The organism is Ignavibacteriales bacterium (assembly GCA_026390775.1).
Classification (GTDB): Bacteria; Bacteroidota; Ignavibacteria; order Ignavibacteriales; family Melioribacteraceae; genus Fen-1258.
This window is the reverse complement of the sequence record JAPLFF010000007.1, coordinates 279,928-301,206: the sequence shown is the minus strand read 5'-3', so window position 1 is coordinate 301,206 and position 21,279 is coordinate 279,928. Positions and strand designations below refer to the sequence as shown.

The 21,279-nt window shown below is 36.0% G+C and carries 20 protein-coding genes and 4 tRNA genes; all 24 read left to right on the top strand.

The window, feature by feature from the left end:
* The first annotated feature begins 5 nt into the window (after positions 1–5).
* The gene (gene nuoH, locus NTZ27_06630) at positions 6–1,037 is read left to right on the top strand and encodes an NADH-quinone oxidoreductase subunit NuoH (GenBank protein MCX6174403.1); all 1,032 of its coding nucleotides are present in this window, start codon (positions 6–8) and stop codon (positions 1,035–1,037) included.
* Between the two features lie 19 nt (positions 1,038–1,056).
* Positions 1,057–1,551, top strand: coding sequence for an NADH-quinone oxidoreductase subunit NuoI (gene nuoI / locus NTZ27_06625; protein ID MCX6174402.1), 495 nt, complete (start codon positions 1,057–1,059; stop codon positions 1,549–1,551).
* A gap of 76 nt (positions 1,552–1,627) precedes the next feature.
* Complete coding sequence (locus NTZ27_06620) at positions 1,628–3,166, top strand: YifB family Mg chelatase-like AAA ATPase (protein MCX6174401.1); 1,539 nt, start codon at positions 1,628–1,630, stop codon at positions 3,164–3,166.
* 101 nt (positions 3,167–3,267) lie between these two features.
* Positions 3,268–3,351: transfer RNA gene (locus NTZ27_06615), tRNA-Tyr, on the top strand.
* A 24-nt stretch (positions 3,352–3,375) separates the two neighbouring features.
* Positions 3,376–3,449 (top strand) — tRNA-Gly (locus NTZ27_06610).
* A gap of 6 nt (positions 3,450–3,455) precedes the next feature.
* Positions 3,456–3,528: transfer RNA gene (locus NTZ27_06605), tRNA-Thr, on the top strand.
* Between the two features lie 48 nt (positions 3,529–3,576).
* Positions 3,577–3,744, top strand: coding sequence for a 50S ribosomal protein L33 (rpmG, locus tag NTZ27_06600; GenBank protein ID MCX6174400.1), 168 nt, complete (start codon positions 3,577–3,579; stop codon positions 3,742–3,744).
* A gap of 1 nt (position 3,745) precedes the next feature.
* Positions 3,746–3,818, top strand: a tRNA-Trp gene (locus tag NTZ27_06595).
* Positions 3,816–4,025 carry a preprotein translocase subunit SecE gene (secE, locus tag NTZ27_06590; GenBank protein MCX6174399.1) on the top strand — a complete coding sequence of 70 codons (210 nt, stop codon included), beginning with the start codon at positions 3,816–3,818 and terminating at the stop codon, positions 4,023–4,025. The genes NTZ27_06595 and secE overlap by 3 nt, the downstream gene beginning before the upstream one ends.
* 2 nt (positions 4,026–4,027) lie before the next feature.
* Complete coding sequence (gene nusG, locus NTZ27_06585; protein MCX6174398.1) at positions 4,028–4,573, top strand: transcription termination/antitermination protein NusG; 546 nt, start codon at positions 4,028–4,030, stop codon at positions 4,571–4,573.
* A gap of 18 nt (positions 4,574–4,591) precedes the next feature.
* Positions 4,592–5,017 carry a 50S ribosomal protein L11 gene (gene rplK / locus NTZ27_06580; GenBank protein ID MCX6174397.1) on the top strand — a complete coding sequence of 142 codons (426 nt, stop codon included), beginning with the start codon at positions 4,592–4,594 and terminating at the stop codon, positions 5,015–5,017.
* Between the two features lie 29 nt (positions 5,018–5,046).
* Positions 5,047–5,754, top strand: a complete 708-nt coding sequence (rplA, locus tag NTZ27_06575; GenBank protein MCX6174396.1) for a 50S ribosomal protein L1 — start codon at positions 5,047–5,049, stop codon at positions 5,752–5,754.
* A gap of 69 nt (positions 5,755–5,823) precedes the next feature.
* Positions 5,824–6,345 (top strand): 50S ribosomal protein L10, encoded by a 522-nt coding sequence (gene rplJ / locus NTZ27_06570; protein MCX6174395.1) that lies wholly within the window; start codon positions 5,824–5,826, stop codon positions 6,343–6,345.
* Positions 6,346–6,391: 46 nt separating this feature from the next.
* Positions 6,392–6,769, top strand: coding sequence for a 50S ribosomal protein L7/L12 (gene rplL / locus NTZ27_06565; GenBank protein MCX6174394.1), 378 nt, complete (start codon positions 6,392–6,394; stop codon positions 6,767–6,769).
* A gap of 121 nt (positions 6,770–6,890) precedes the next feature.
* Positions 6,891–10,670: a DNA-directed RNA polymerase subunit beta gene (gene rpoB, locus NTZ27_06560; protein ID MCX6174393.1), complete on the top strand. Its 3,780-nt coding sequence runs from the start codon at positions 6,891–6,893 to the stop codon at positions 10,668–10,670.
* Positions 10,671–10,732: 62 nt separating this feature from the next.
* Entirely contained in the window at positions 10,733–14,974 is a 4,242-nt protein-coding gene (rpoC, locus tag NTZ27_06555; protein ID MCX6174392.1) for a DNA-directed RNA polymerase subunit beta', read from the top strand.
* A 108-nt stretch (positions 14,975–15,082) separates the two neighbouring features.
* A complete protein-coding gene (rpsL, locus tag NTZ27_06550) occupies positions 15,083–15,460 on the top strand; it encodes a 30S ribosomal protein S12 (GenBank protein MCX6174391.1) in 378 nt (125 codons plus the stop codon).
* 5 nt (positions 15,461–15,465) lie between these two features.
* A complete protein-coding gene (gene rpsG, locus NTZ27_06545) occupies positions 15,466–15,933 on the top strand; it encodes a 30S ribosomal protein S7 (protein ID MCX6174390.1) in 468 nt (155 codons plus the stop codon).
* Positions 15,934–15,955: 22 nt separating this feature from the next.
* Entirely contained in the window at positions 15,956–18,055 is a 2,100-nt protein-coding gene (fusA, locus tag NTZ27_06540) for an elongation factor G (GenBank protein MCX6174389.1), read from the top strand.
* Positions 18,056–18,106: 51 nt separating this feature from the next.
* Entirely contained in the window at positions 18,107–19,312 is a 1,206-nt protein-coding gene (gene tuf / locus NTZ27_06535) for an elongation factor Tu (GenBank protein MCX6174388.1), read from the top strand.
* Between the two features lie 60 nt (positions 19,313–19,372).
* Positions 19,373–19,681, top strand: coding sequence for a 30S ribosomal protein S10 (gene rpsJ / locus NTZ27_06530; protein ID MCX6174387.1), 309 nt, complete (start codon positions 19,373–19,375; stop codon positions 19,679–19,681).
* A gap of 11 nt (positions 19,682–19,692) precedes the next feature.
* Complete coding sequence (gene rplC / locus NTZ27_06525) at positions 19,693–20,313, top strand: 50S ribosomal protein L3 (protein MCX6174386.1); 621 nt, start codon at positions 19,693–19,695, stop codon at positions 20,311–20,313.
* 12 nt (positions 20,314–20,325) lie between these two features.
* Positions 20,326–20,952 (top strand): 50S ribosomal protein L4, encoded by a 627-nt coding sequence (gene rplD / locus NTZ27_06520; protein MCX6174385.1) that lies wholly within the window; start codon positions 20,326–20,328, stop codon positions 20,950–20,952.
* Positions 20,953–20,964: 12 nt separating this feature from the next.
* Entirely contained in the window at positions 20,965–21,261 is a 297-nt protein-coding gene (gene rplW, locus NTZ27_06515; GenBank protein MCX6174384.1) for a 50S ribosomal protein L23, read from the top strand.
* Positions 21,262–21,279 lie beyond the last annotated feature (18 nt).

The following is a 21,279-nucleotide window of genomic DNA, read 5'->3' as shown; positions in this document are numbered from 1 at the left end:
GTTTAATGAACATTTTGGAAATAATAATTATTTCGCTGATCAAAATTTTGATCATTGTTGTTCTATTGTTGTTATCGGTTGCGTACATGGTGTATTTTGAGAGAAAGATCAGCGCTTGGGTTCAAAATAGAGTTGGGCCAAATCGAGTCGGATGGTTGGGATTACTTCAACCGTTTGCCGATGTGTTTAAACTTCTTCTTAAAGAAGATATAGTTCCCGATGCTGCTAATAAACCGTTACACACACTTGCACCATTCATTGCACTATTTGTTTCGTTTACTACTTATGCTGTTATCCCGATTGGTCCGCCAATAGAAGTCTTTGGTTATAAAATTAATTTGGTTGTAGCTGATGTAAATATTGGTGTGCTTTATGTTTTTGCTTTAACGTCTCTTGGTGTTTATGGAATTACATTTGCCGGTTGGTCTTCCGGAAGTAAATATTCTTTGCTTGGCGGAATTCGTTCTTCTGCACAAATGATATCTTATGAAGTCTCAATGGGATTTTCGATTGCCGGCGTTTTATTAATGTCGCAATCATTAAGTCCAATGAAAATTGTTGAATCTCAATACGGTTGGATGTGGAATGCAATTATTCAGCCGGTAGGATTCATAACATTTGTAGTCTCGGCATTTGCAGAAACAAATAGGTTGCCATTCGATCTACCCGAAGCCGAACCGGAACTCGTCGGAGGATATCACACCGAATACAGTTCATTCAAATTTGCCGGATTCTTTTTAGCAGAATATGCAAATATGATTATTGCAAGCGGCATGATAGTTACGTTGTATCTTGGCGGTTGGCAAGTTCCTTATATTGATAAACTTAGTTTGAGTACGACAATAACAACGATAATTCAAGTAGCTGCATTTTTATTTAAGATGGGTGCAATATTGTTTTTCTTTATTTGGGTAAGATGGTCAATACCTCGGTTTAGATATGATCAGTTAATGAATCTTGGTTGGAAAGTTATGTTTCCACTGGCGCTTGCAAATTTAATTTGGGTTGCGCTACTGATAATGATTTTCAACTTATAAAAAGTTTTAAAGGAATAAGATGCCCGGGCAAAAAAGAGAAAAAGATTTGAACATTTTTGAAAAATTGTACATTCCCGAAATTGCAAAAGGAATGGCGCTCACATTAAAAAGTATGTTTCGGCCAAATGTTACTTTGCAATATCCTGAAGTAAGATTTGAACCGCCGGCATCTTACAGAGGTCGTCCTGTTCTCGTTCAAGAAAATAATGGAGTTGAACGTTGTGTTGCATGCGGATTATGTTCACGAGTTTGTCCGGCTCTTGCGATTGAAGTTCAAGCTTCTGAAACTGATTTAGACAAAGAAAGATATCCGGTAAAATTTGAAATTAATATGCTGCGCTGTATCTTCTGCGGTTTCTGTGAAGAAGTTTGTCCCGAAGAAGCAATTGTAATGAGCAAAGATTATGAGTTGGTTTTCAAAAATAGAAATGATGCAATTTTTGGAAAAGATAAACTTTTAGTTCCAGTCGAAAATCTGAAAGACAGGTTAGAATTTTTAAGAAAGTTTAAATAAAATTTTTAGTTCTCTGTCACATGTTTTTATTGGATGATTTTTTTGTAGATTGAAATCATAAAACTGGGGGCAATAAATGTTTTCAAAAGTTTTATCCGGGGCAACATTAGGTATAGATGCATTCTTAGTAGAAGTTGAAACTCATTCGGATAAACAACTTCCCTCAATTACAATCGTTGGATTACCTGATAATGCAGTTAAAGAAAGCCGCGAGCGGGTTACGGCTGCAATCAAAAATTCTGGAATAGAATTACCTCACAGAAAACACACAATAAATCTTGCGCCTGCAGATATAAAAAAAGAAGGAAGTGCATTTGATCTCGCAGTGGCAATCGGACTTCTTTCTTCAAATGAAATTGTTAAACTAGATTTATTAAACGAAACGGTTTTATTAGGAGAACTTTCTTTAGATGGTTCTCTACGAAAAATAAAAGGTGCACTACCAATCACTGTTGAAGCAAGAAGAAGAGGAATTAAAAAAATAATTTTACCATTTGATTCAGTAAAAGAAGCTTCAATAGTTGATGGCATTGAAGTCTTTGGACTTCATAATCTAATGGAAGTAATTCAATTTCTAAACGAAGAAGAAAAATTTACACCTGTTTATACGAACAAAGATGATGTGTTTGCTCAAGTCAATACATACGCTCTCGATTTTTCCGATGTGAAAGGGCAAGAGAATGTTAAACGCGCTTTAGAGATTGCCGCTGCCGGAGGTCATAACATTTTAATGATTGGTCCGCCAGGCTCAGGCAAAACAATGTTAGCAAAAAGATTTCCATCTATTCTGCCTCCACTTAATTTTGAAGAAGCACTTGAAACAACTAAAATTCATTCTGTAGCAGGCATTCTTAGAAAAGATCAAGCATTAATAACTGAACGACCATTTAGAAGTCCACACCATACAATCTCCGATGCAGCACTTATTGGCGGCGGAACTATACCGCGCCCGGGTGAAGTTTCTTATGCACATCATGGAGTTTTGTTTTTAGATGAGCTGCCGGAATTCAAAAAAAATGTGTTAGAGGTTTTAAGGCAACCATTAGAAGATTACAAAGTAACGGTTAGTCGTTCGAAAATGTCTTTAGAATTTCCCGCAAATTTTATGCTTGCTGCTGCTATGAATCCGTGCCCGTGTGGTTTCTTCACCGATCCGTCAAAAGAATGCACATGTAATACGATGCAGATTCAAAAATATATGGCAAGGATTTCAGGTCCACTCTTAGATCGTATTGATATTCACATTGAAGTACCGGCAGTAAAATTTAAAGACCTAGCATCTAGTTCTGTGGGAGAAAGATCTACCGACATTAGGAAAAGAGTAATAGTAGCAAGAGAAATTCAGCATGACAGATTTATTGGATTGAAAAACATTTATAAAAATGCTGATATGTCATCAAAAGAATTACGTAAATTTTGCAAACTGGATTCTAATAGTGAAGAACTTTTAAAAATGGCTATGACACGACTTGGTTTATCAGCGCGTGCTTTTGATAGAATTATAAAAGTTAGTCGTACAATTGCAGATCTTGAAAAATCTAAAGATATCTTACCTCAATTTATTTCCGAAGCGATACAGTACAGAAGCTTAGACCGTGAACTCTGGGGTCATTAATACTACATTTAAGAAGAATTATTATATACATTTATTGCTTTTTTAACCAAGTCATTCTATATTTGAAGCTCGGTTTTTACAGAAACGGGTGAAATACGTCTGGGCGGACGCCGGAGTTGGAGAGCCGGGGCGGACTGTAAATCCGTTGGCATACGCCTTTGGGGGTTCGAATCCCTCGCCGCCCACGAGTTCTTTACGTAGTGTTTTATGCGGGAGTAACTCAGTTGGCTAGAGTCACAGCCTTCCAAGCTGTTGGTCGCGGGTTCGAGTCCCGTCTCCCGCTCTAACTGCTGATGTAGCTCAGTTGGTAGAGCACTTCCTTGGTAAGGAAGAGGTCATCGGTTCAATCCCGATCATCAGCTCAATGCCGAATAATAATTCGGGAAATAGTTTTAATAAGGAAAGGTGAAATGGCAAAATCAAAAAACGTTAGACAAATAATTGTATTAGAGAGCACTGCTAATACAGGATTTCGTTACTCAACAAAAAAAAATAAAAGAGAACATCCGAATCGAGTTGAGTTTAAGAAATATGATCCGGTAGTTCGTAAACACGTAGTTTTTAAGGAAACTAAATAATACGTCAGTGGCTCAATTGGTAGAGCAGCGGTCTCCAAAACCGCAGGTTGGGGGTTCGAGTCCCTCCTGACGTGCAACCAATAAAAAGAAAAAATTTCATGAAAGAAAAAATAGTCAACTTTGTTAATGATGTAGTAAAAGAAATGAAAAAAGTTACTTGGCCAACTCGTGAAGAATTGAAAGAATCAACTTCAGTTGTGATCATAGTTTGCTTAGTCCTTGCGGCTTTTACATATATAGTTGATATGGCCGTAAATAAAATATTACAAGGAATTTTTTAATCTTGGAAAACGAAAAAGCTAGATGGTATGTTGTCAGAACCTTTTCTGGTCATGAGAATAAAGTTAAGACATTGATAGATGCTGAATTAAAAGAGAATGAAGAACTTCGTTCAAGAATCTTTGATATACTTGTTCCAACCGAGAAAGTTTTTGAAGTAAAAGACGGCAAGAAAAAAACTAAAAAGAAAAATTTTTTTCCCGGTTATATCTTGATTTGTGTTGATCTCAATATTAAAGCAAAAGATTTTATTATCAACACACCATCTGTTATGGGCTTTTTAGGATCATTAAATCATCCTGTACCGCTTCAACCTGAAGAAGTAAAAAGAATCGTTGGTAGATTATCTCAGGATAATGAAACAGAAAGAACTGAGACTATTTTTAGGACAGGCGATTTTGTAAAAATTGTTGACGGTCCTTTTAATAATTTTTCTGGTTTTATACAAGAAGTGAATGAAGAAAAATTAAAAATCAAAGTCATGGTTTCGATCTTTGGAAGAAAAACTCCGGTCGAAATTGATTTTGCTCAAGCTGAATTTGAAAAATAAATTGATATAGGTTAAACAATGGCAAAAAAAATTGATAGTTATATTAAATTACAAATACCCGCCGGTGCAGCTAATCCTTCGCCACCAGTAGGCCCTGCTTTAGGTCAGAAAGGTGTTAATATCATGGAGTTTTGCAAGCAGTTTAATGCAAGAACTTCTGATAAACAAGGGTTAATTATTCCTGTTGTGATAACAGTTTTCTCCGACAAGTCCTTTACCTTTATTACAAAAACACCTCCGGCTGCAATCTTATTAAAAAAAGCTGCAAAAGTTGAAAAAGGTTCTGCTGAACCAAACAAAACAAAAGTTGCTCAAGTAACAAAAGCTCAAGTTCGTGAAATTGCACAGATGAAAATGCCGGATCTTAATGCTCATGATGTTGATCATGCAATGAGCATGGTTTCTGGTACTGCACGAAGTATGGGTTTTACTGTCGAAGACTAATTTTAAAATAATTTTTTACTGGAATCAAAATGAAAGTTACCAAAAGAATTAAAGCTGTCAATAAAAATATTGATAGAACAAAAGATTACACTGTTGAAGAAGCTATTAAACTTTTAAAAGATAATGCAAAAGTTAAATTTACCGAATCACTCGATTGTGCAATGAGACTTGGTGTTGATCCCCGCCATGCAGACCAAATGGTAAGAGGAACAGTTTCACTACCGCATGGTACCGGGAAAAAAGTTACTGTTCTTGTAATTGCAAAAGGTGCACAAGCAGAAGAAGCTTTAAAAGCCGGTGCTGAATTTGCTGGGTTTGAAGAATATCTCGAAAAAATTAAAGGCGGTTGGGCTGAAGTTGATGTTATTGTCGCTACGCCGGATTCAATGGGCGAGCTTGGTAAACTTGGCCGTGTTTTAGGTCCAAAAGGTTTAATGCCTAATCCTAAAAGTGGAACAGTAACTAACGATGTAGCAAAAGCTGTTAAGGAAGTTAAAGCAGGTAAAATCGAATTCAGAGTTGAGAAAGCTGGAATAATTCATACATCGCTCGGCAAAATGAATTTTAGTGTTGAACAACTTGCCGAAAATACAAGAGCTTTTCTTCAAACAATTATAAAAATGAGACCTTCATCCGCTAAAGGAATATATGTAAAAAGTTTATATCTCTCCTCCACTATGGGTCCCGGTTTAAAAATTACTAAAGATGAAACAACCATTGCTACAAAGCACGATTAAATAAAATTTTACGCACTCATAAATGCTTCTACATTATTAAGTGTGCAGTTATAACCGATTGGGAGTACGATGAAAAAGGAAGAAAAAGCCGAAAGAATTGAACAGATTAAAAAGCTTGTGAAAAATTCCTCTGCAATGTTTCTTGTTGATTACCGTGGTGTTAATGTCGCTGATATTAATAAGCTGCGATCAAATTTTAGAAAAGATGGAATTAATTACAAAGTTCTAAAAAATACTCTGTTCAAAAAAGCTTTGGAACAAGTTGGTGGATTTGAAAAATTCAATTCACAACTTGTTGGAATGACAGGTGTTGCTTTTGCTGGTGAAAATTTTGTTGCACCTGCCAAGATCATTAAAAAATATTTTGATGAATCGAAAAAGTTTACTTTTAAAGGATGCTATATTGAATCAGCATTTTACGGTGCTGATCAATTGGATACTATTGCTTCGATGCCTACAAAAGAAGAAATCATGGCAGGTATTGTTGGTAGTATTGCAGCCCCAGCGAGTGGAATTGTCGGTTCAATCAATGCAGTTATCAGAGATCTCATTAGTGTTATTGATGAGGTTGGGAAAAAGAAAGCTGCATAATCAATCATAAATTTGAATAATTAATTAAAGTAATAGGAGTAGTAAAATGTCAGAGAAAATTGTTGAAATTGTAGAAAAGATTAAAGCGCTTACACTTGTTGAAGCTTCTGAATTAAAGAAAGCATTAGAAGAAGAATTCGGAGTAACCGCAGCAGCTCCAATGATGATGGCTGGACCGGCTGCAGGTGCAGCAGCAGCTCCCGTTGAAGAAAAAACTGAGTTCGATGTTATTCTTCAAGCAGCTGGCGCTACCAAAATTAATGTAATCAAGGTTGTTCGTGCACATACAGGACTCGGCTTAAAAGAAGCTAAAGATTTAGTTGATGGTGCACCGAAACCTGTGAAGGAAGCAGTTTCAAAAGACGAAGCTGAAAAGATCAGAAAAGAACTTGAAGCAGCTGGCGCGACTGTTCAAGTTAAATAAACTGATTCAATTCCCTTCATTCGATATAAATTGAAGTGGCAAGAAGGTAAAATCCGTCTTGCCACTTTCTTTCATTTTTTGATGAGAGAAAAATTGACAAAAACCACATTGGAGGTTAGGGTTGGAAAAACAAAAAATTAACAAAAGCACTGGAAGAATTACCTTTGCTCAATTTTCTCAGTCGGTTAAAGTTCCGGATCTTCTAAATATTCAGTTAGATTCATTTGAAGAATTTATTCAATTAAAAGTTTTACCGTCACAAAGAGAAAACAAAGGTTTACAAGCGGTATTTAATACCAACTACCCAATCTTCGACAATAAAGAATTTTACAGATTAGATTTTATTGAGTATTACATTGAGAAGCCCCGCTTTTCAATGGCAGAATGTGAAGAGAGAGGATTAACATACTCTGCACCTTTAAAAGCAAAACTTCGTCTTTCAACTAAAGATGATGAAACAGGCGAATATGTAAATTCTGTTGAACAGGAAGTTTATCTCGGTAATCTTCCTTATATGACAGGACGAGGTACGTTTATAATTAACGGTGCTGAAAGAGTAATTGTAAGTCAATTACATCGTTCACCCGGTGTTGCTTTCTCTCAAACTTTACATCCAAACGGAACCCCGATTTACTCCGCAAGAATTATCCCATTCAGAGGTTCATGGGTTGAATTTGCAACAGACATTAATAATATACTTTATGTTTATATAGATCGCAGAAAAAAATTCCCTTCAACAACTTTATTAAGAGCTCTCGGTTATGAAACAGATGAACAAATTTTAAATTTGTTCAATCTTATTGAAGAAGTAACAGTTAAACATTTAAGTATTGATAAACACATTGGAAGAATTGTTGCTAACGATGTGATTGATACAGCGACCGGAGAAATTTATGCATCCAAAGATGCCGAATTAACAGAAGAAATTATTGAAAGTATAAAAGGCTCAGGTGTATCTAAAGTTCAATTACTAAGCATTGAAACTACTTTTGAACAAGACTTAATAATAAATACACTTAAAAAAGATACATCAACAAATAAAGAAGAAGCTCTATATGCAATTTACAGACAATTGCGTTCGGGCGAAGCTCCTGATGTTGATGCTGCTGTTGGTTTAATTGATAAATTATTTTTTAATGAGAAAAGATATGATCTGGGTGAAGTTGGTCGTTTTAGAATGAATGACAAATTAAATCTCAACGTTCCAGAAAATATTAAAGTGCTTACGGTGGAAGATATTATTGCAATCATGAACAATATCATTAAACTGAAAAACGGTAATGTTAATGTTGATGATATAGATCATTTAGGTAACAGAAGAGTAAGAACTGTTGGCGAACAGTTAATGCAGCAATATAATGTTGGTTTAGCAAGAATGGCGCGTACAATAAAAGAAAGAATGAACATACGCGATAACGAAAATATGCAGCCGCAAGATTTGGTAAATGCAAGAACTATAAGCAGTGTTATAAATGCATTCTTCGGTACTAACCAGCTTTCGCAATTCATGGATCAAACTAATCCGCTTTCAGAGCTTACACACAAAAGAAGAATTTCTGCGTTAGGACCTGGCGGTTTAACACGTGAACGTGCAGGCTTCGAAGTACGTGATGTTCACCATTCTCATTATGGCCGTTTATGTCCAATCGAAACGCCTGAAGGTCCGAACATCGGCCTTATTTCTTCACTTACAATTTTTGCACGTGTTAATCACTACGGATTTTTAGAAACACCATATAGAAAAGTTAAAGAAGGAAAAGTTTCTAACAGTATTGATTTTTTAAGTGCTGATCAAGAAGATGAATTTATTATTGCACAAGCGAATGCGCCTTTAGATGACCAGGGTCGTTATGTTTTAGATAGAGTTAAATGTAGAGAGCGCGGTGATTTTCCTGTTGTTGCTCCGGAAGAAGTTCATTATATGGATGTAGCTCCTGCTCAAATTGTTTCTGCTGCCGCTGCATTAATTCCATTCCTTGAGCACGATGATGCAAACAGAGCATTGATGGGATCTAATATGCAACGTCAAGCAGTTCCGCTTCTTGTTCCTCAAGCTCCAATTGTTGGAACCGGCATGGAACAAAAAATTGCTCGTGATTCACGTTCTATTATTATTGCTGAAGATAACGGTGTTGTTGAGTATGCAGATTCAAAGAGAATTATTGTTAAGTATGATGTTGATGAAAGCGCTCCTGAAACATTAGTAAGTTTTGATGACGAGAGAAGAGTTGAACATGTTCTTACAAAATTTAATGGTACCAACCAGGAAACATGTTTTAATCAAAAACCGATTGTAGTAACCGGACAACGTTTGAAAAAAGGTGAAGTCATAGCTGATGGTCCTGCTATTGATAAAGGCGAACTTGCACTTGGAAGAAACGTATCGGTTGCATTCATGCCTTGGCGCGGATATAATTTTGAAGATGCAATTGTCTTAAGTGAACGACTTGTAGCTGATGATGTGTTTACATCTATTCATATTGAGGAATTTGAACTTCAAGTTCGCGAAACAAAACGTGGAGAAGAAGAATTAACAAGAGATATTCCTAACGTTAGTGAAGAAGCTACAAAGGATTTGGATGAGCATGGTATTGTCAGAGAAGGCGCTGAAGTTAAAGAAGGTGATATTCTAATTGGCAAGATCACCCCAAAAGGTGAAACAGATCCTACTCCGGAAGAAAAATTATTAAAAGCAATCTTCGGTGATAAAGCCGGCGATGTGAAAGATGCATCTTTGAAAGCACCTCCAGGATTGAAAGGTGTTGTAATTAAAACAAGATTATTCAGCCGAAAAAGAAAAGATGCTGATTCAAAGAAAGTTGAAAAAAAATTGATGGATAATCTTGAAACCGATTATAAGAAACGAAAAGAAAATCATTACAACAAACTGGTAACTAAATTAACTCGAATTACTCATGCAAAAACAACTTCGGGTATTCGTGATTTGGACGGCAGTGTTGTATTGAGAAGCGGTACCTCAATCAAGGATGAAACATTTACAGATATAGAGGATATTTCAAAATTAGATTACACAAAAGATTGGTTCGAAAGAAAAAACACAAACGAATTAATCAAGCATTTATATTCAAACTATTTCACACTCTTAGCAGAAATAGAAGAAGACTACAAACGCGAGAAACTAAAAATACAAAGCGGCGATGAACTGTCTCCGGGAATTACTCAACTTGCAAAAGTTTATGTAGCCAAGAAGAGAAAAGTTTCTGTAGGTGATAAAATGGCTGGCCGTCACGGCAACAAAGGTGTTGTTGCAAAAGTTGTTCCCGTTGAAGATATGCCACATCATGAAGACGGAACTCCGGTTGATATAGTTCTAAATCCGCTTGGCGTACCTTCACGTATGAACTTAGGTCAATTATATGAAACAGCTCTTGGATGGGTTGGAAATAAACTTGGCGTTAAGTTCGAAACACCAATTTTCGATGGCGCAAAAGTAAGCGATGTTGAAGCTTGGTTGAAGAGTGCGGAATTAAGTGAAGGAAGTAAAACCTGGTTGTACGATGGAAGAAGCGGAGAAAAATTCCATCTAAAAGTTACAACCGGTTATATATATATGATGAAGCTTGGCCATATGGTTGATGACAAGATTCATGCTCGTTCCATTGGTCCTTACTCGCTTATTACTCAACAACCTCTAGGCGGTAAAGCTCAATTTGGCGGTCAGAGATTTGGAGAAATGGAAGTTTGGGCTCTCGAAGGTTATGGTGCTGCGCATGTTCTTCAGGAAATCTTAACAGTGAAGAGCGATGATGTAACAGGAAGAGCAAAAACCTACGAGGCTATCGTTAAAGGAGAAAATTTACCTGAACCAAATATTCCCGAAGCATTTAATGTGTTGATTAAAGAGCTTCAAGGTCTCGGTCTTGATATAAAAATTAACTAAGCTATTCCGATTGAGTTTAATTCAATCGGGATCAACCAAGAGTTTGACTAAAGGAGTAGAAAATGCGATTTAAACCGCAAGAAAATAAGATTAGACAGATCGAAAAAATGACGATCAGTTTGGCAAGCCCTGATGATATCTTATCAAGATCTCACGGAGAAGTTACCAAACCGGAAACAATAAACTATCGTTCATTTCGTCCTGAAAAAGATGGTTTATTCTGCGAGAAAATTTTTGGTCCCGTTAAAGATTGGGAATGCGCATGCGGAAAATATAAAGGAATACGTTATAAAGGAATTGTGTGCGACCGCTGCGGAGTTGAAGTTACGTTAAAGAGTGTTCGTCGTGAAAGAATGGGACACATTCAGCTTGCTGTTCCTGTTGTTCATATTTGGTTTTTCAAAGCGTTACCGTCAAAGATTGGTAACTTAATTGGAATGACCACAAAAGAACTTGAGAAGGTTATTTATTATGAATCTTATGTTGTAATTAATCCCGGGCCAACAGGTTTGAGTAAGAAGGATTTGATTTCTGAAGATCAGTATTATGAAATTATGGGTTCACTTCCGCATGATAATGATTCTCTCGAAGATGAAGATCCGAAAAAGTTTCTGGCTAGAATCGGCGGCGATGCAATTAAAGAATTATTAAAGAAGATTGATATTGAAGTTACTTTTGCTGATTTGAAATCTCAACTTGGACCTGACACATCTCAACAAAAACGCGCTGATTTATTAAAAAGATTAAGAGTTCTTGAGGCTTTTCGTGAATATGAAGGAAAAGTTCCAAACAAACCGGAATGGATGGTATTAAATGTTGTACCGGTAATTCCACCGGAACTTCGTCCGCTTGTTCCACTTGAAGGCGGAAGATTTGCTACATCAGATTTAAACGATCTTTATAGAAGAGTGATTATTCGTAACAATCGTTTAAAAAGATTAATTGATATTAAAGCGCCGGAAGTAATTCTTAGAAACGAAAAGAGAATGCTTCAAGAAGCTGTAGATGCATTGTTCGATAATTCTCGTAGAGCAAGTGCAGTTCGCAGTGATGGTAACAGACCGTTGAAATCTCTCAGTGATATGTTGAAAGGTAAGCAAGGTCGTTTCCGTCAAAACTTACTTGGTAAACGTGTTGATTATTCAGGCCGTTCTGTTATTGTTGTTGGTCCCGAATTGAAATTACATCAGTGCGGTTTACCGAAAGATATGGCAGTTGAACTTTTCAAACCATTTATTATTCGTAAACTTATTGAACGTGGAAATTTCAAAACAGTAAAGAGTGCACGAAAAGCTGTTGATAGAAAAGATGCAACTATTTGGGATATTCTTGAAAAATTGATTGACGGTCATCCGGTTATGTTGAATCGCGCTCCTACATTGCACCGTCTCGGTATTCAAGCATTCCAACCAATCTTAGTAGATGGAAAAGCAATTCAACTGCATCCGTTAGTTTGTACTGCATTCAATGCGGATTTTGATGGCGATCAAATGGCAGTTCACATTCCGTTATCATACGAAGCACAACTTGAAGCATCAATTTTAATGTTAAGTAGTCATAATATTTTATCTCCACAAAATGGTTTGCCTATCGTTCTCCCATCTCAAGATATAGTTTTAGGACTCTATTATTTGACAAAAGTTCGTGCCGGTGCAAAAGGTGAAGGTAAAATATTTGGTAGTATTGAAGAAGTGCAGATCGCATACAATTCTAAAGTAGTTGATCTTCATGCGAAGGTAAAAGTAAAAATTGATAAAGAATTTGTAGAAACTACAGTCGGACGTGTAATTTATAATGAAATTGTTCCAAAAGAAATGGGCTACATTAACGAGTTACTTGTTAAGAAAAGTTTCTCGGGATTTATTTATAAAATGTTTATTAAAATCGGTAACGAAGCAACTGCAAAATTCTTGGATGATCTTAAAGAGCTCGGTTACCGTTATGCAACAGCAGCAGGAATCTCTATCAGTTTCAGCGATATGATTGTTCCTGATGAAAAAGTAAAATTGATTGACGATTCAAATAAAAAAGTATCCGGCATTCTTAGTGAACACGAACAAGGTTTGATTACAGACGCAGAAAGATATAATAAGATTGTTGACGTCTGGACTCATACTACAAACAACGTTGCAAAATCATTAATGGATAGAATCAAAACCGATCAAGGCGGATTCAATTCATTGCATATGATGGTTGATTCAGGTGCAAGAGGTTCGCAAGATCAAGTTCGTCAGCTTGCCGGTATGCGTGGCTTGATGATGAAACCGCAAAAAAGTTTAACTGGTCAATCCGGAGAAATTATTGAGAATCCTATTGTTGCGAATTTCAAAGAAGGATTGTCTGTACTGGAATATTTTATTTCTACTCACGGTGCTCGTAAAGGGTTAGCAGATACAGCTTTGAAAACAGCAGATGCTGGTTATTTAACTCGCCGTTTATGCGATGTTGCTCAAGATGTTATTATTACTGAATTAGATTGCGGTACTATTAGAGGTGTTTACATTTCCGCTCTTAAAGATATAGAACTTGAAAGAGAACCATTGGCAGAAAGAATTATCGGTCGTGTAGCACAAGAAGATATTTATGATCCCCGTACAGATGATTTATTGATAGAAGCAGGCGAGGTGATTACTGAAGATATTGCAGAAAAAATAGATGAAGCAAATATTGATCAAGTTTATATCCGAACAGTTCTAACATGCGAAGCTAAACGCGGTGTTTGTGCAAAATGTTATGGACGTAATTTAACTACAGGTCAGCTTGTAGAAAACGGCGAAGCTGTAGGAATTATTGCGGCTCAATCAATCGGTGAACCCGGTACACAATTAACATTGCGTACATTCCACTTGGGTGGAACTTCATCACGTATTGCATCTCAATCACAAGTTGAAGCAAATGTAAACGGCACGGTTAAGTTTGATAGAATTACATTTGTCGAAAAAACTGATTTCTTTGGAAAAGTAAAAGTAGTTATCGGTCGTAGAGGATCAATCGGACTTTACGATGAAGATAATAGACAGATCAAGAAATTTGAGATTCCTTACGGTGCAGAATTATTGGTTTCTGAAGAACAAGAAATTAAAAAAGGTCAACCGCTTTACAATCACGATCCATACAACTCTGTAATCGTTGCTGATAATGCAGGTAAAGTTTCATTTATAGATTTATTAGACAACGTTACAATTCAGCAAGTTGCTGATGAACAAACCGGTCACGTTCAAAAAGTTGTAATCGAATCAAAGGATAAAACTTTAACACCAAGTATTCTTGTCAAAGATAATAAGGGAAATGAAAAAGTATTTAATATTCCAACACGTGCATATCTATCCGTTGAAGAAGGCGAAGAGATTCAAGCAGGAACAATCCTTGCTAAGATTTCAAAATCTTCAACTAAATCACGTGATATCACTGGCGGTTTACCTCGAGTTACAGAACTTTTTGAAGCAAGGAGTCCGCATGATCCAGCAGTCGTTTCTGAGATTGAAGGTAAAGTTAAATTTGGTGTACGTAAGAAAGGTTCGCGTGAAATTATTATTGAATCATTAGACTGTTCTATTCAGAAAATTTACAATGTTTCTTATGGTAAACATATTCTTGTTCAGGAAGGTGATGAAATTCCTGCTGGCGAAAAAATAACAGACGGTCCGATTGATCCTCATGATATATTAAAAATTAAAGGGACTAATGCAGTACAGGAATATTTAGTAAATGAAATTCAAGATGTTTACCGTTTACAAGGTGTTAAGATCAACGACAAGCATATTGAAGTTATCGTACGACAAATGCTACAAAAGCTTCAAGTAATTTCTGCTGGTGATACTATTTTCATCGAAGAGGATTTAGTTGATAGAAATAAATTCATCGAAGAAAATGAAAAAGTTAAACAGATGGTTTATATAGAAGATCCTGGACAATCAAAGTCTAAAATGGCTCAGCTTCTTACTAAAACGAAACTAAGAGAAATTAATTCTGATTTAACTAGAAAAAGTAAAAAGCTTATTAAAACTCGCGATGCAGAACCTGCAACATTTGATAATATTTTGTTAGGTATTACTCATGCAGCGCTTTCAACTGAGAGTTTTATTTCAGCAGCATCATTCCAAGAAACAACAAAAGTATTAACAAATGCAGCAACTGAAGCTAAGGTTGATAATTTAATTGGTTTGAAAGAAAATGTTGTTATGGGACATCTTATACCTGCTGGAACTGGGTTGAAGAAATACCGTAGCATAATATTAACTGCTGATGAAACTGAATCTACAGTTGTTAAAGAAGAAATAGATGCAGAAAAAGAATCAGCATAATGTATAAAAGTTAAAAAATTAGAACAGGCTTGCTTGACAATTCAAGCGATTATCAATAAATTCAAAGTCTGAATTTTTATCAAAAAGTATAATTTTGGAGGAATTTGCGTGCCAACGATAAACCAGTTGGTTAGAAAAGGAAGAGTAGTTGTAACCTCAAAAAATAAGGCTCCGGCATTAGATGCGTGTCCGCAGAAAAGAGGTGTTTGTACAAGAGTTTATACTACGACTCCTAAAAAACCAAATTCAGCATTAAGAAAAGTTGCAAGAGTAAGATTAACAAATGGAATGGAAGTTACTGCATATATTCCAGGTGAAGGTCACAATTTACAAGAGCATTCTATAGTTTTAATTAGAGGCGGTAGAGTTAAAGATTTACCAGGTGTACGCTATCATATTATCAGAGGTACATTAGATACAAGTGGTGTTGAAGATAGGAAAAAAAGCAGATCTAAATACGGTACTAAAAAACCTAAAGTAAAATAATTACTATGAGAAAAAAAAGATCAGAGAAAAGATATTTAAAACCAGATCCAAAGTATAATGATATACTAGTTTCGAAATTCATTAACTATTTGATGTGGGATGGTAAAAAATCTACAGCAAGGACTATTGTCTACAATAGCTTCGGTTTGATTGAACAAAAAACAAAGAAACCTGCTCTAGATGTTTTTAAGAAAGCGGTACAGAATGTTCAGCCTTTGGTAGAAGTTAGAAGTAGAAGAGTTGGTGGAGCTACATATCAAGTACCAATGGAAGTAAGACCTGAAAGAAGGACTGCATTAGCATTTCGTTGGATCAAAACATATGCACGAGATCGTAAAGATAAATCTATGGCATTAAAGGTTGCATCAGAATTAATGGCTGCTGCAAACGGTGAAGGTTCTGCAGTTAAGAAAAAAGATGATACACATCGTATGGCAGAAGCGAATAAAGCTTTTGCACATTTTAAATGGTAGTTGAAAGGAATTATTAAGTTAGATGTCAAAACGTGTCGAAATAAATAGAGTAAGAAATATTGGTATCATGGCTCATATTGATGCTGGAAAGACCACTACAACTGAACGCATTCTATATTATACTGGAAAATTACACAGAATGGGTGAGGTTCATGATGGTGCAGCAACTATGGATTGGATGGAACAGGAAAAAGAAAGAGGAATAACAATTACGAGTGCTGCTACCACAACATTTTGGAGAGATCATCAAATAAATATTATTGATACTCCCGGGCACGTTGATTTTACTGTTGAAGTTGAAAGATCTCTGAGAGTTCTTGATGGTGCTATTGCACTTTTTTGTGCTGTTGGCGGAGTGGAACCACAATCAGAGACGGTTTGGAGACAAGCTGATAAATATAATGTTCCAAGAATTTCTTTTGTAAATAAAATGGATAGAGTAGGAGCTGATTTTTTCCATGCTGTTCAAATGATGAAAGAAAAATTAGGAGCCCCTGCTGTACCACTTAATTTACCTGTTGGTGAAGGCGATCTCTTTAGAGGCATTATCGATCTAATGAAAATGAAAGCAATAATGTTTATTGAAGAATCTCTTGGTGCTGAATTCGAAATTGTAGATATACCTACTGATCTGTTAGCATTAACTCAAAAATATAGAACAGAAATGCTTGAAGCTGTATCAGATGTTGATGATACATTATTGGGAAAATATCTTGAAGGTAAAGAAATTTCTGAAGCAGAAATTAAAAACGTATTACGTGAAGCTACAATTCAAGGGAAAATTATTCCTGTATTATGCGGATCATCGTTTAAGAATAAAGGCGTTCAGCAGCTGCTTGATGCTGTTGTGGATTTTCTGCCATCTCCTTTAGATTCAGGAGCGCTCTCTGCTCATCATATTTTTAAGAATGATCACATTGAAAGAAAAATATCTCCCAATGAAAAATTTGCTGCTCTTGCTTTTAAGATTATGACAGATCCATATGTAGGAAAGTTAACATTTATTAGAGTTTACACAGGTGAATTAAAAGCCGGTTCTTATATTTTTAATTCTGTCTCTGATAAAAAAGAAAGAGTTAGTCGTGTTCTTCAGATGCATGCTAACACAAGAGAAGATTTAGAAGAAATTAGATGTGGTGATATTGCTGCAATTGTTGGTTTGAAACACACAAGAACCGGAGATACTCTTTGTACAGAAGAGGATGCTATTGTTCTCGAGAAAATGGTATTCCCAGAACCTGTAATTCAAATTGCAATTGAACCTAAAACTAAAGCGGATCAGGATAAACTTTCTGAATCATTAGCAAAACTTTCTGATGAAGATCCAACATTTAAAGTAAAAGTTGATGATGAAACTGGTCAGACTCTAATTAGCGGAATGGGTGAATTACATCTCGAAATTCTTGTTGATAGAATGAAACGCGAATTTAAAGTAGAAGCTAATGTTGGTAAACCTCAGGTTGCTTATAGAGAAACAATTTCTAAAACAGTTCAGGCTGAAGGTAAATTTGTTAAACAATCCGGCGGTCGTGGAAAATATGGACATGTTTGGATTGAACTTTCTCCGAATGAACCTGGAAAAGGTTTTGAATTTGAAAATGATATTGTTGGTGGAGTAGTGCCAAAAGAATATATTAATCCTATTATGCATGGTTTACAGGACTCTATGAGAAATGGTGTTTTGGCTGGTTATCCCGTTGTTGATGTAAAAGCAAGATTATACGATGGTTCTTACCATGATGTTGATTCGGATGAAATTTCATTTAAAGTCGCTGCTTCAATGGCATTTAAACAAGGTGCACTAAAAGCTAATCCTATTTTACTTGAACCAATGATGAGTGTAGAAGTTATTACTCCTGAAGAATATTTAGGCGATGTTATGGGCGATCTAAATTCAAGAAGAGGAAAGATTGAAGGTTTCACTTCCAGAAAAGATGCGCAGGTTATTAAAGCAATGGTTCCATTAGCACAAATGTTTGGTTATGCTACTACACTAAGATCTGCCACACAAGGACGTGCGATTTACTCAATGCAGTTTGCACATTATTCCGAAGTACCAAAATCTGTTGCCGAAGAGATTCAGGAAAAATCTCAAGCGAAGAAACATGTTGAATCTTATTAGACAATAAATAAATCATTAAAGAAATAAAACACATTAAGGAGAGTATTTAAGATGGCAAAAGAAAAATTTGACCGTAGTAAACCTCACGTTAATATTGGTACTATCGGACACGTCGACCATGGTAAAACTACTCTTACTGCAGCAATCACCATGGCACTAGCAAAAAAAGGTTTATCTCAAATAAGAACATTTGACAGTATCGATAACGCACCTGAAGAAAGAGAAAGAGGTATTACTATCGCTACTGCTCACGTTGAATATTCAACTGCAAACAGGCACTATGCTCACGTTGACTGTCCAGGTCACGCAGATTACGTTAAGAACATGATCACTGGTGCTGCTCAAATGGACGGTGCAATTCTTGTAGTTGCCGCAACAGATGGTCCTATGCCACAGACACGCGAACACATTTTGCTTGCACGTCAAGTTGGTGTTCCAAAAATTGTAGTGTTCATGAATAAAGTTGATGCTGTTGACGATCAAGAATTAATTGACTTAGTCGAAATGGAATTAAGAGAGTTATTAACAAAATATGAATTCCCTGGCGACGAAATTCCAATTATTAAAGGTTCTGCTTTGCATGCATTGGAAGCAGGTGCATCTGGTGCGGATCCTTCAGATCCTCGATACAATTGTATTTGGGAATTAATGAATGCTGTTGATACTTATATTCCTGTTCCTGAAAGAAGTATTGAGAAACCGTTCTTGATGCCTGTTGAAGACGTATTTTCTATTACAGGTCGTGGTACTGTTGCAACAGGAAGAGTTGAAAGAGGTCAAGTAAAATTAGCAGAAGAAATCGAATTGATCGGTTTAGGAGTTCATAAGAAAACAGTTGTTACCGGTATCGAAATGTTCCGTAAAGAACTTGATGCAGCTATAGCCGGTGATAATGCCGGTATTCTTTTACGCGGTATTGATAAAGATGAAATCGAAAGAGGAATGGTTCTTGCAAAGACAGGTTCCATTACCCCTCATAAGAAATTTGAAGGTAAAGTTTATATTCTTTCAAAAGATGAAGGCGGACGTCATACACCGTTCTTCAATGGTTACAGACCACAATTCTATTTCAGAACAACTGACGTTACAGGTATTGCAACATTGCCTGAAGGTACAGAAATGGTGATGCCTGGTGATAGCGTACAACTTAAGATTGATCTAATTTCTGAGATTGCTATGGAAGAAGGATTGAAATTCGCTATTCGTGAAGGCGGTAGAACAGTTGGTGCAGGTTTCGTAACAAAGATTATAGAGTAAAATAAATTATTTGAGTCCCGCTAATGCGGGGCATTATGTTGAACAAGGAGATCAGAAAAAGTGTCCGGTCAGAAAATTAGAATCAAGTTGAAGTCTTATGATCATATTCTTATTGATAAATCAACTGAAAAGATTATCAAGACTGTAAAAAGTACTGGTGCTGTTGTATCCGGTCCTATTCCGCTCCCAACACGCAGAACCGTTTTTACAGTTTTAAGATCGCCTCACGTTGATAAAAAATCACGAGAGCAATTTGAGATCAGGGCTCATAAAAGAATTATAGATATTCATAACTCAAACAACAAAACAGTAGACGCGTTGAGCAAGTTAGATATTCCTGCCGGCGTCGATATTGAGATTAAGTTATAGGAACCATAGAAATGCCTGGCTTGCTAGCAAAAAAATTAGGAATGACAAATATATTCTCGGAAGACGGTCAAATTATTCCCGTAACTATCTTGGAAGCCGGTCCGTGTAATGTTTATGCTGTGCGTTCAAAAGAAAAGGATGGCTATGAAGCTGTTCAACTTGGTTTCGGAGAAAAGAAAGAAAAGAGAACAAGTAAACCTCAGCTCGATTATTATAAAAAACACGGATTAAAAATTCCACAGACTCTAAAAGAGTTTAGAAACTTTGAATCTTCTCAATTTAAAATTGGTGATGAAGTTAAAGTAGATATTTTTCAGATCGGTGATAAAGTTAAAGTTTCAGGTAAGAATAAAGGTAAAGGTTTTCAAGGAGTAATGAGAAGACATAACTTCGGCGGTGTCGGCGGTACAACACACGGCCAAAGCGATAGATTAAGAGCTCCCGGATCTATTGGTTCAAGTTCTTATCCATCAAGAGTTTTCAAAGGTCAACGTATGGCTGGAAGAATGGGTTTTGAGAATACAACTATTTCCAATCTTAAAGTTGTAAAAGTAATTGCTGATAAAAATATTGTTATGGTAAAAGGAGCTGTTCCAGGCTCCATTAATTCAATTGTAGCTATCAATAAATAATTTTTGAATAAGATGAAATTAGAAGTTTATAAACAAGACGGTACAAAATCTGGCGAGACAGTTGAGCTCTCAAAAGAAATTTTCGAAATCGAACCAAACGATCATGTGATTTACTTAGCTGTCAAAGCTTACCTTGCAAATCAACGTCAAGGTACTCACAAAGCAAAAGAAAGAAGTGAAGTTAGCGGCGGCGGTAAAAAACCTTGGAAACAAAAAGGTCGTGGCGGTGCTCGTGCAGGTACAACACGTTCTCCTCTTTGGATTGGCGGCGGATCAATATTTGGCCCTAAACCTAGAGATTATAGACAGAAACTCAACAAGAAAGTTTTAGCTCTTGCAAGAAGATCAGCTTTATCATACAAAGCAAAAGCTAATCAAATTCTTATTGTGGAAGATTTCAATTTTGAAGCGCCGAAGACAAAAGATTTTATTTCAATTTTGAATGCTTTGAAAGTAAAAGGTAAAAGGACTTTACTACTTACAAATGGCACGCAGGAGAATGTATATAAGTCTGGACGAAATGTTCCTAAGATAAATATTCTTGAAGCAAACAAAGCTTCAGCATATGATCTATTGAATAATCAAGTTTTAGTTTTACAAAAAAGTGCAGTTAATCTTTTAGAAAGCTCAATTAATTAAACTGGTTTAAAAATGAAAAGTGTTTTAATACGCCCTTTAGTTACTGAAAAGATGAGTGGTATCAGCGAAAAACATTCTAATAAATTTGGATTTATTGTTGCAGTAGATGCTAATAAAATTCAAATCGCAAAAGCCCTCAAAGAAAAATTTAATGTTGATGTTACTTCCGTGAATACAATTCGATATAAAGGGAAAATGAAAACCCAGCTTACTAAAAAAGGCAAATTTTCTGGAAGAACAGCTAAATTCAAAAAAGCAGTTATTACCTTAAAAGAAGGTCAGACAATAGATATTTTTAGTCAAGCATAGTATTACCGAATCGGAGCT

Bases quoted from the DNA above. Each gene is read 5' to 3' on its own strand.
- rplW (MCX6174384.1), top strand. From the start codon at position 20,965: ATGAAAAGTGTTTTAATACGCCCTTTAGTTACTGAAAAGATGAGTGGT.
- tuf (MCX6174388.1), top strand. From the start codon at position 18,107: ATGGCAAAAGAAAAATTTGACCGTAGTAAACCTCACGTTAATATTGGT.
- rplK (MCX6174397.1), top strand. From the start codon at position 4,592: ATGGCAAAAAAAATTGATAGTTATATTAAATTACAAATACCCGCCGGT.
- rplJ (MCX6174395.1), top strand. From the start codon at position 5,824: ATGAAAAAGGAAGAAAAAGCCGAAAGAATTGAACAGATTAAAAAGCTT.
- rplD (MCX6174385.1), top strand. From the start codon at position 20,326: ATGAAATTAGAAGTTTATAAACAAGACGGTACAAAATCTGGCGAGACA.
- rplL (MCX6174394.1), top strand. From the start codon at position 6,392: ATGTCAGAGAAAATTGTTGAAATTGTAGAAAAGATTAAAGCGCTTACA.
- nuoI (MCX6174402.1), top strand. From the start codon at position 1,057: ATGCCCGGGCAAAAAAGAGAAAAAGATTTGAACATTTTTGAAAAATTG.
- rpmG (MCX6174400.1), top strand. From the start codon at position 3,577: ATGGCAAAATCAAAAAACGTTAGACAAATAATTGTATTAGAGAGCACT.
- NTZ27_06620 (MCX6174401.1), top strand. From the start codon at position 1,628: ATGTTTTCAAAAGTTTTATCCGGGGCAACATTAGGTATAGATGCATTC.
- rplA (MCX6174396.1), top strand. From the start codon at position 5,047: ATGAAAGTTACCAAAAGAATTAAAGCTGTCAATAAAAATATTGATAGA.
- rpsG (MCX6174390.1), top strand. From the start codon at position 15,466: ATGAGAAAAAAAAGATCAGAGAAAAGATATTTAAAACCAGATCCAAAG.
- nuoH (MCX6174403.1), top strand. From the start codon at position 6: ATGAACATTTTGGAAATAATAATTATTTCGCTGATCAAAATTTTGATC.
- fusA (MCX6174389.1), top strand. From the start codon at position 15,956: ATGTCAAAACGTGTCGAAATAAATAGAGTAAGAAATATTGGTATCATG.
- rpoC (MCX6174392.1), top strand. From the start codon at position 10,733: ATGCGATTTAAACCGCAAGAAAATAAGATTAGACAGATCGAAAAAATG.
- rplC (MCX6174386.1), top strand. From the start codon at position 19,693: ATGCCTGGCTTGCTAGCAAAAAAATTAGGAATGACAAATATATTCTCG.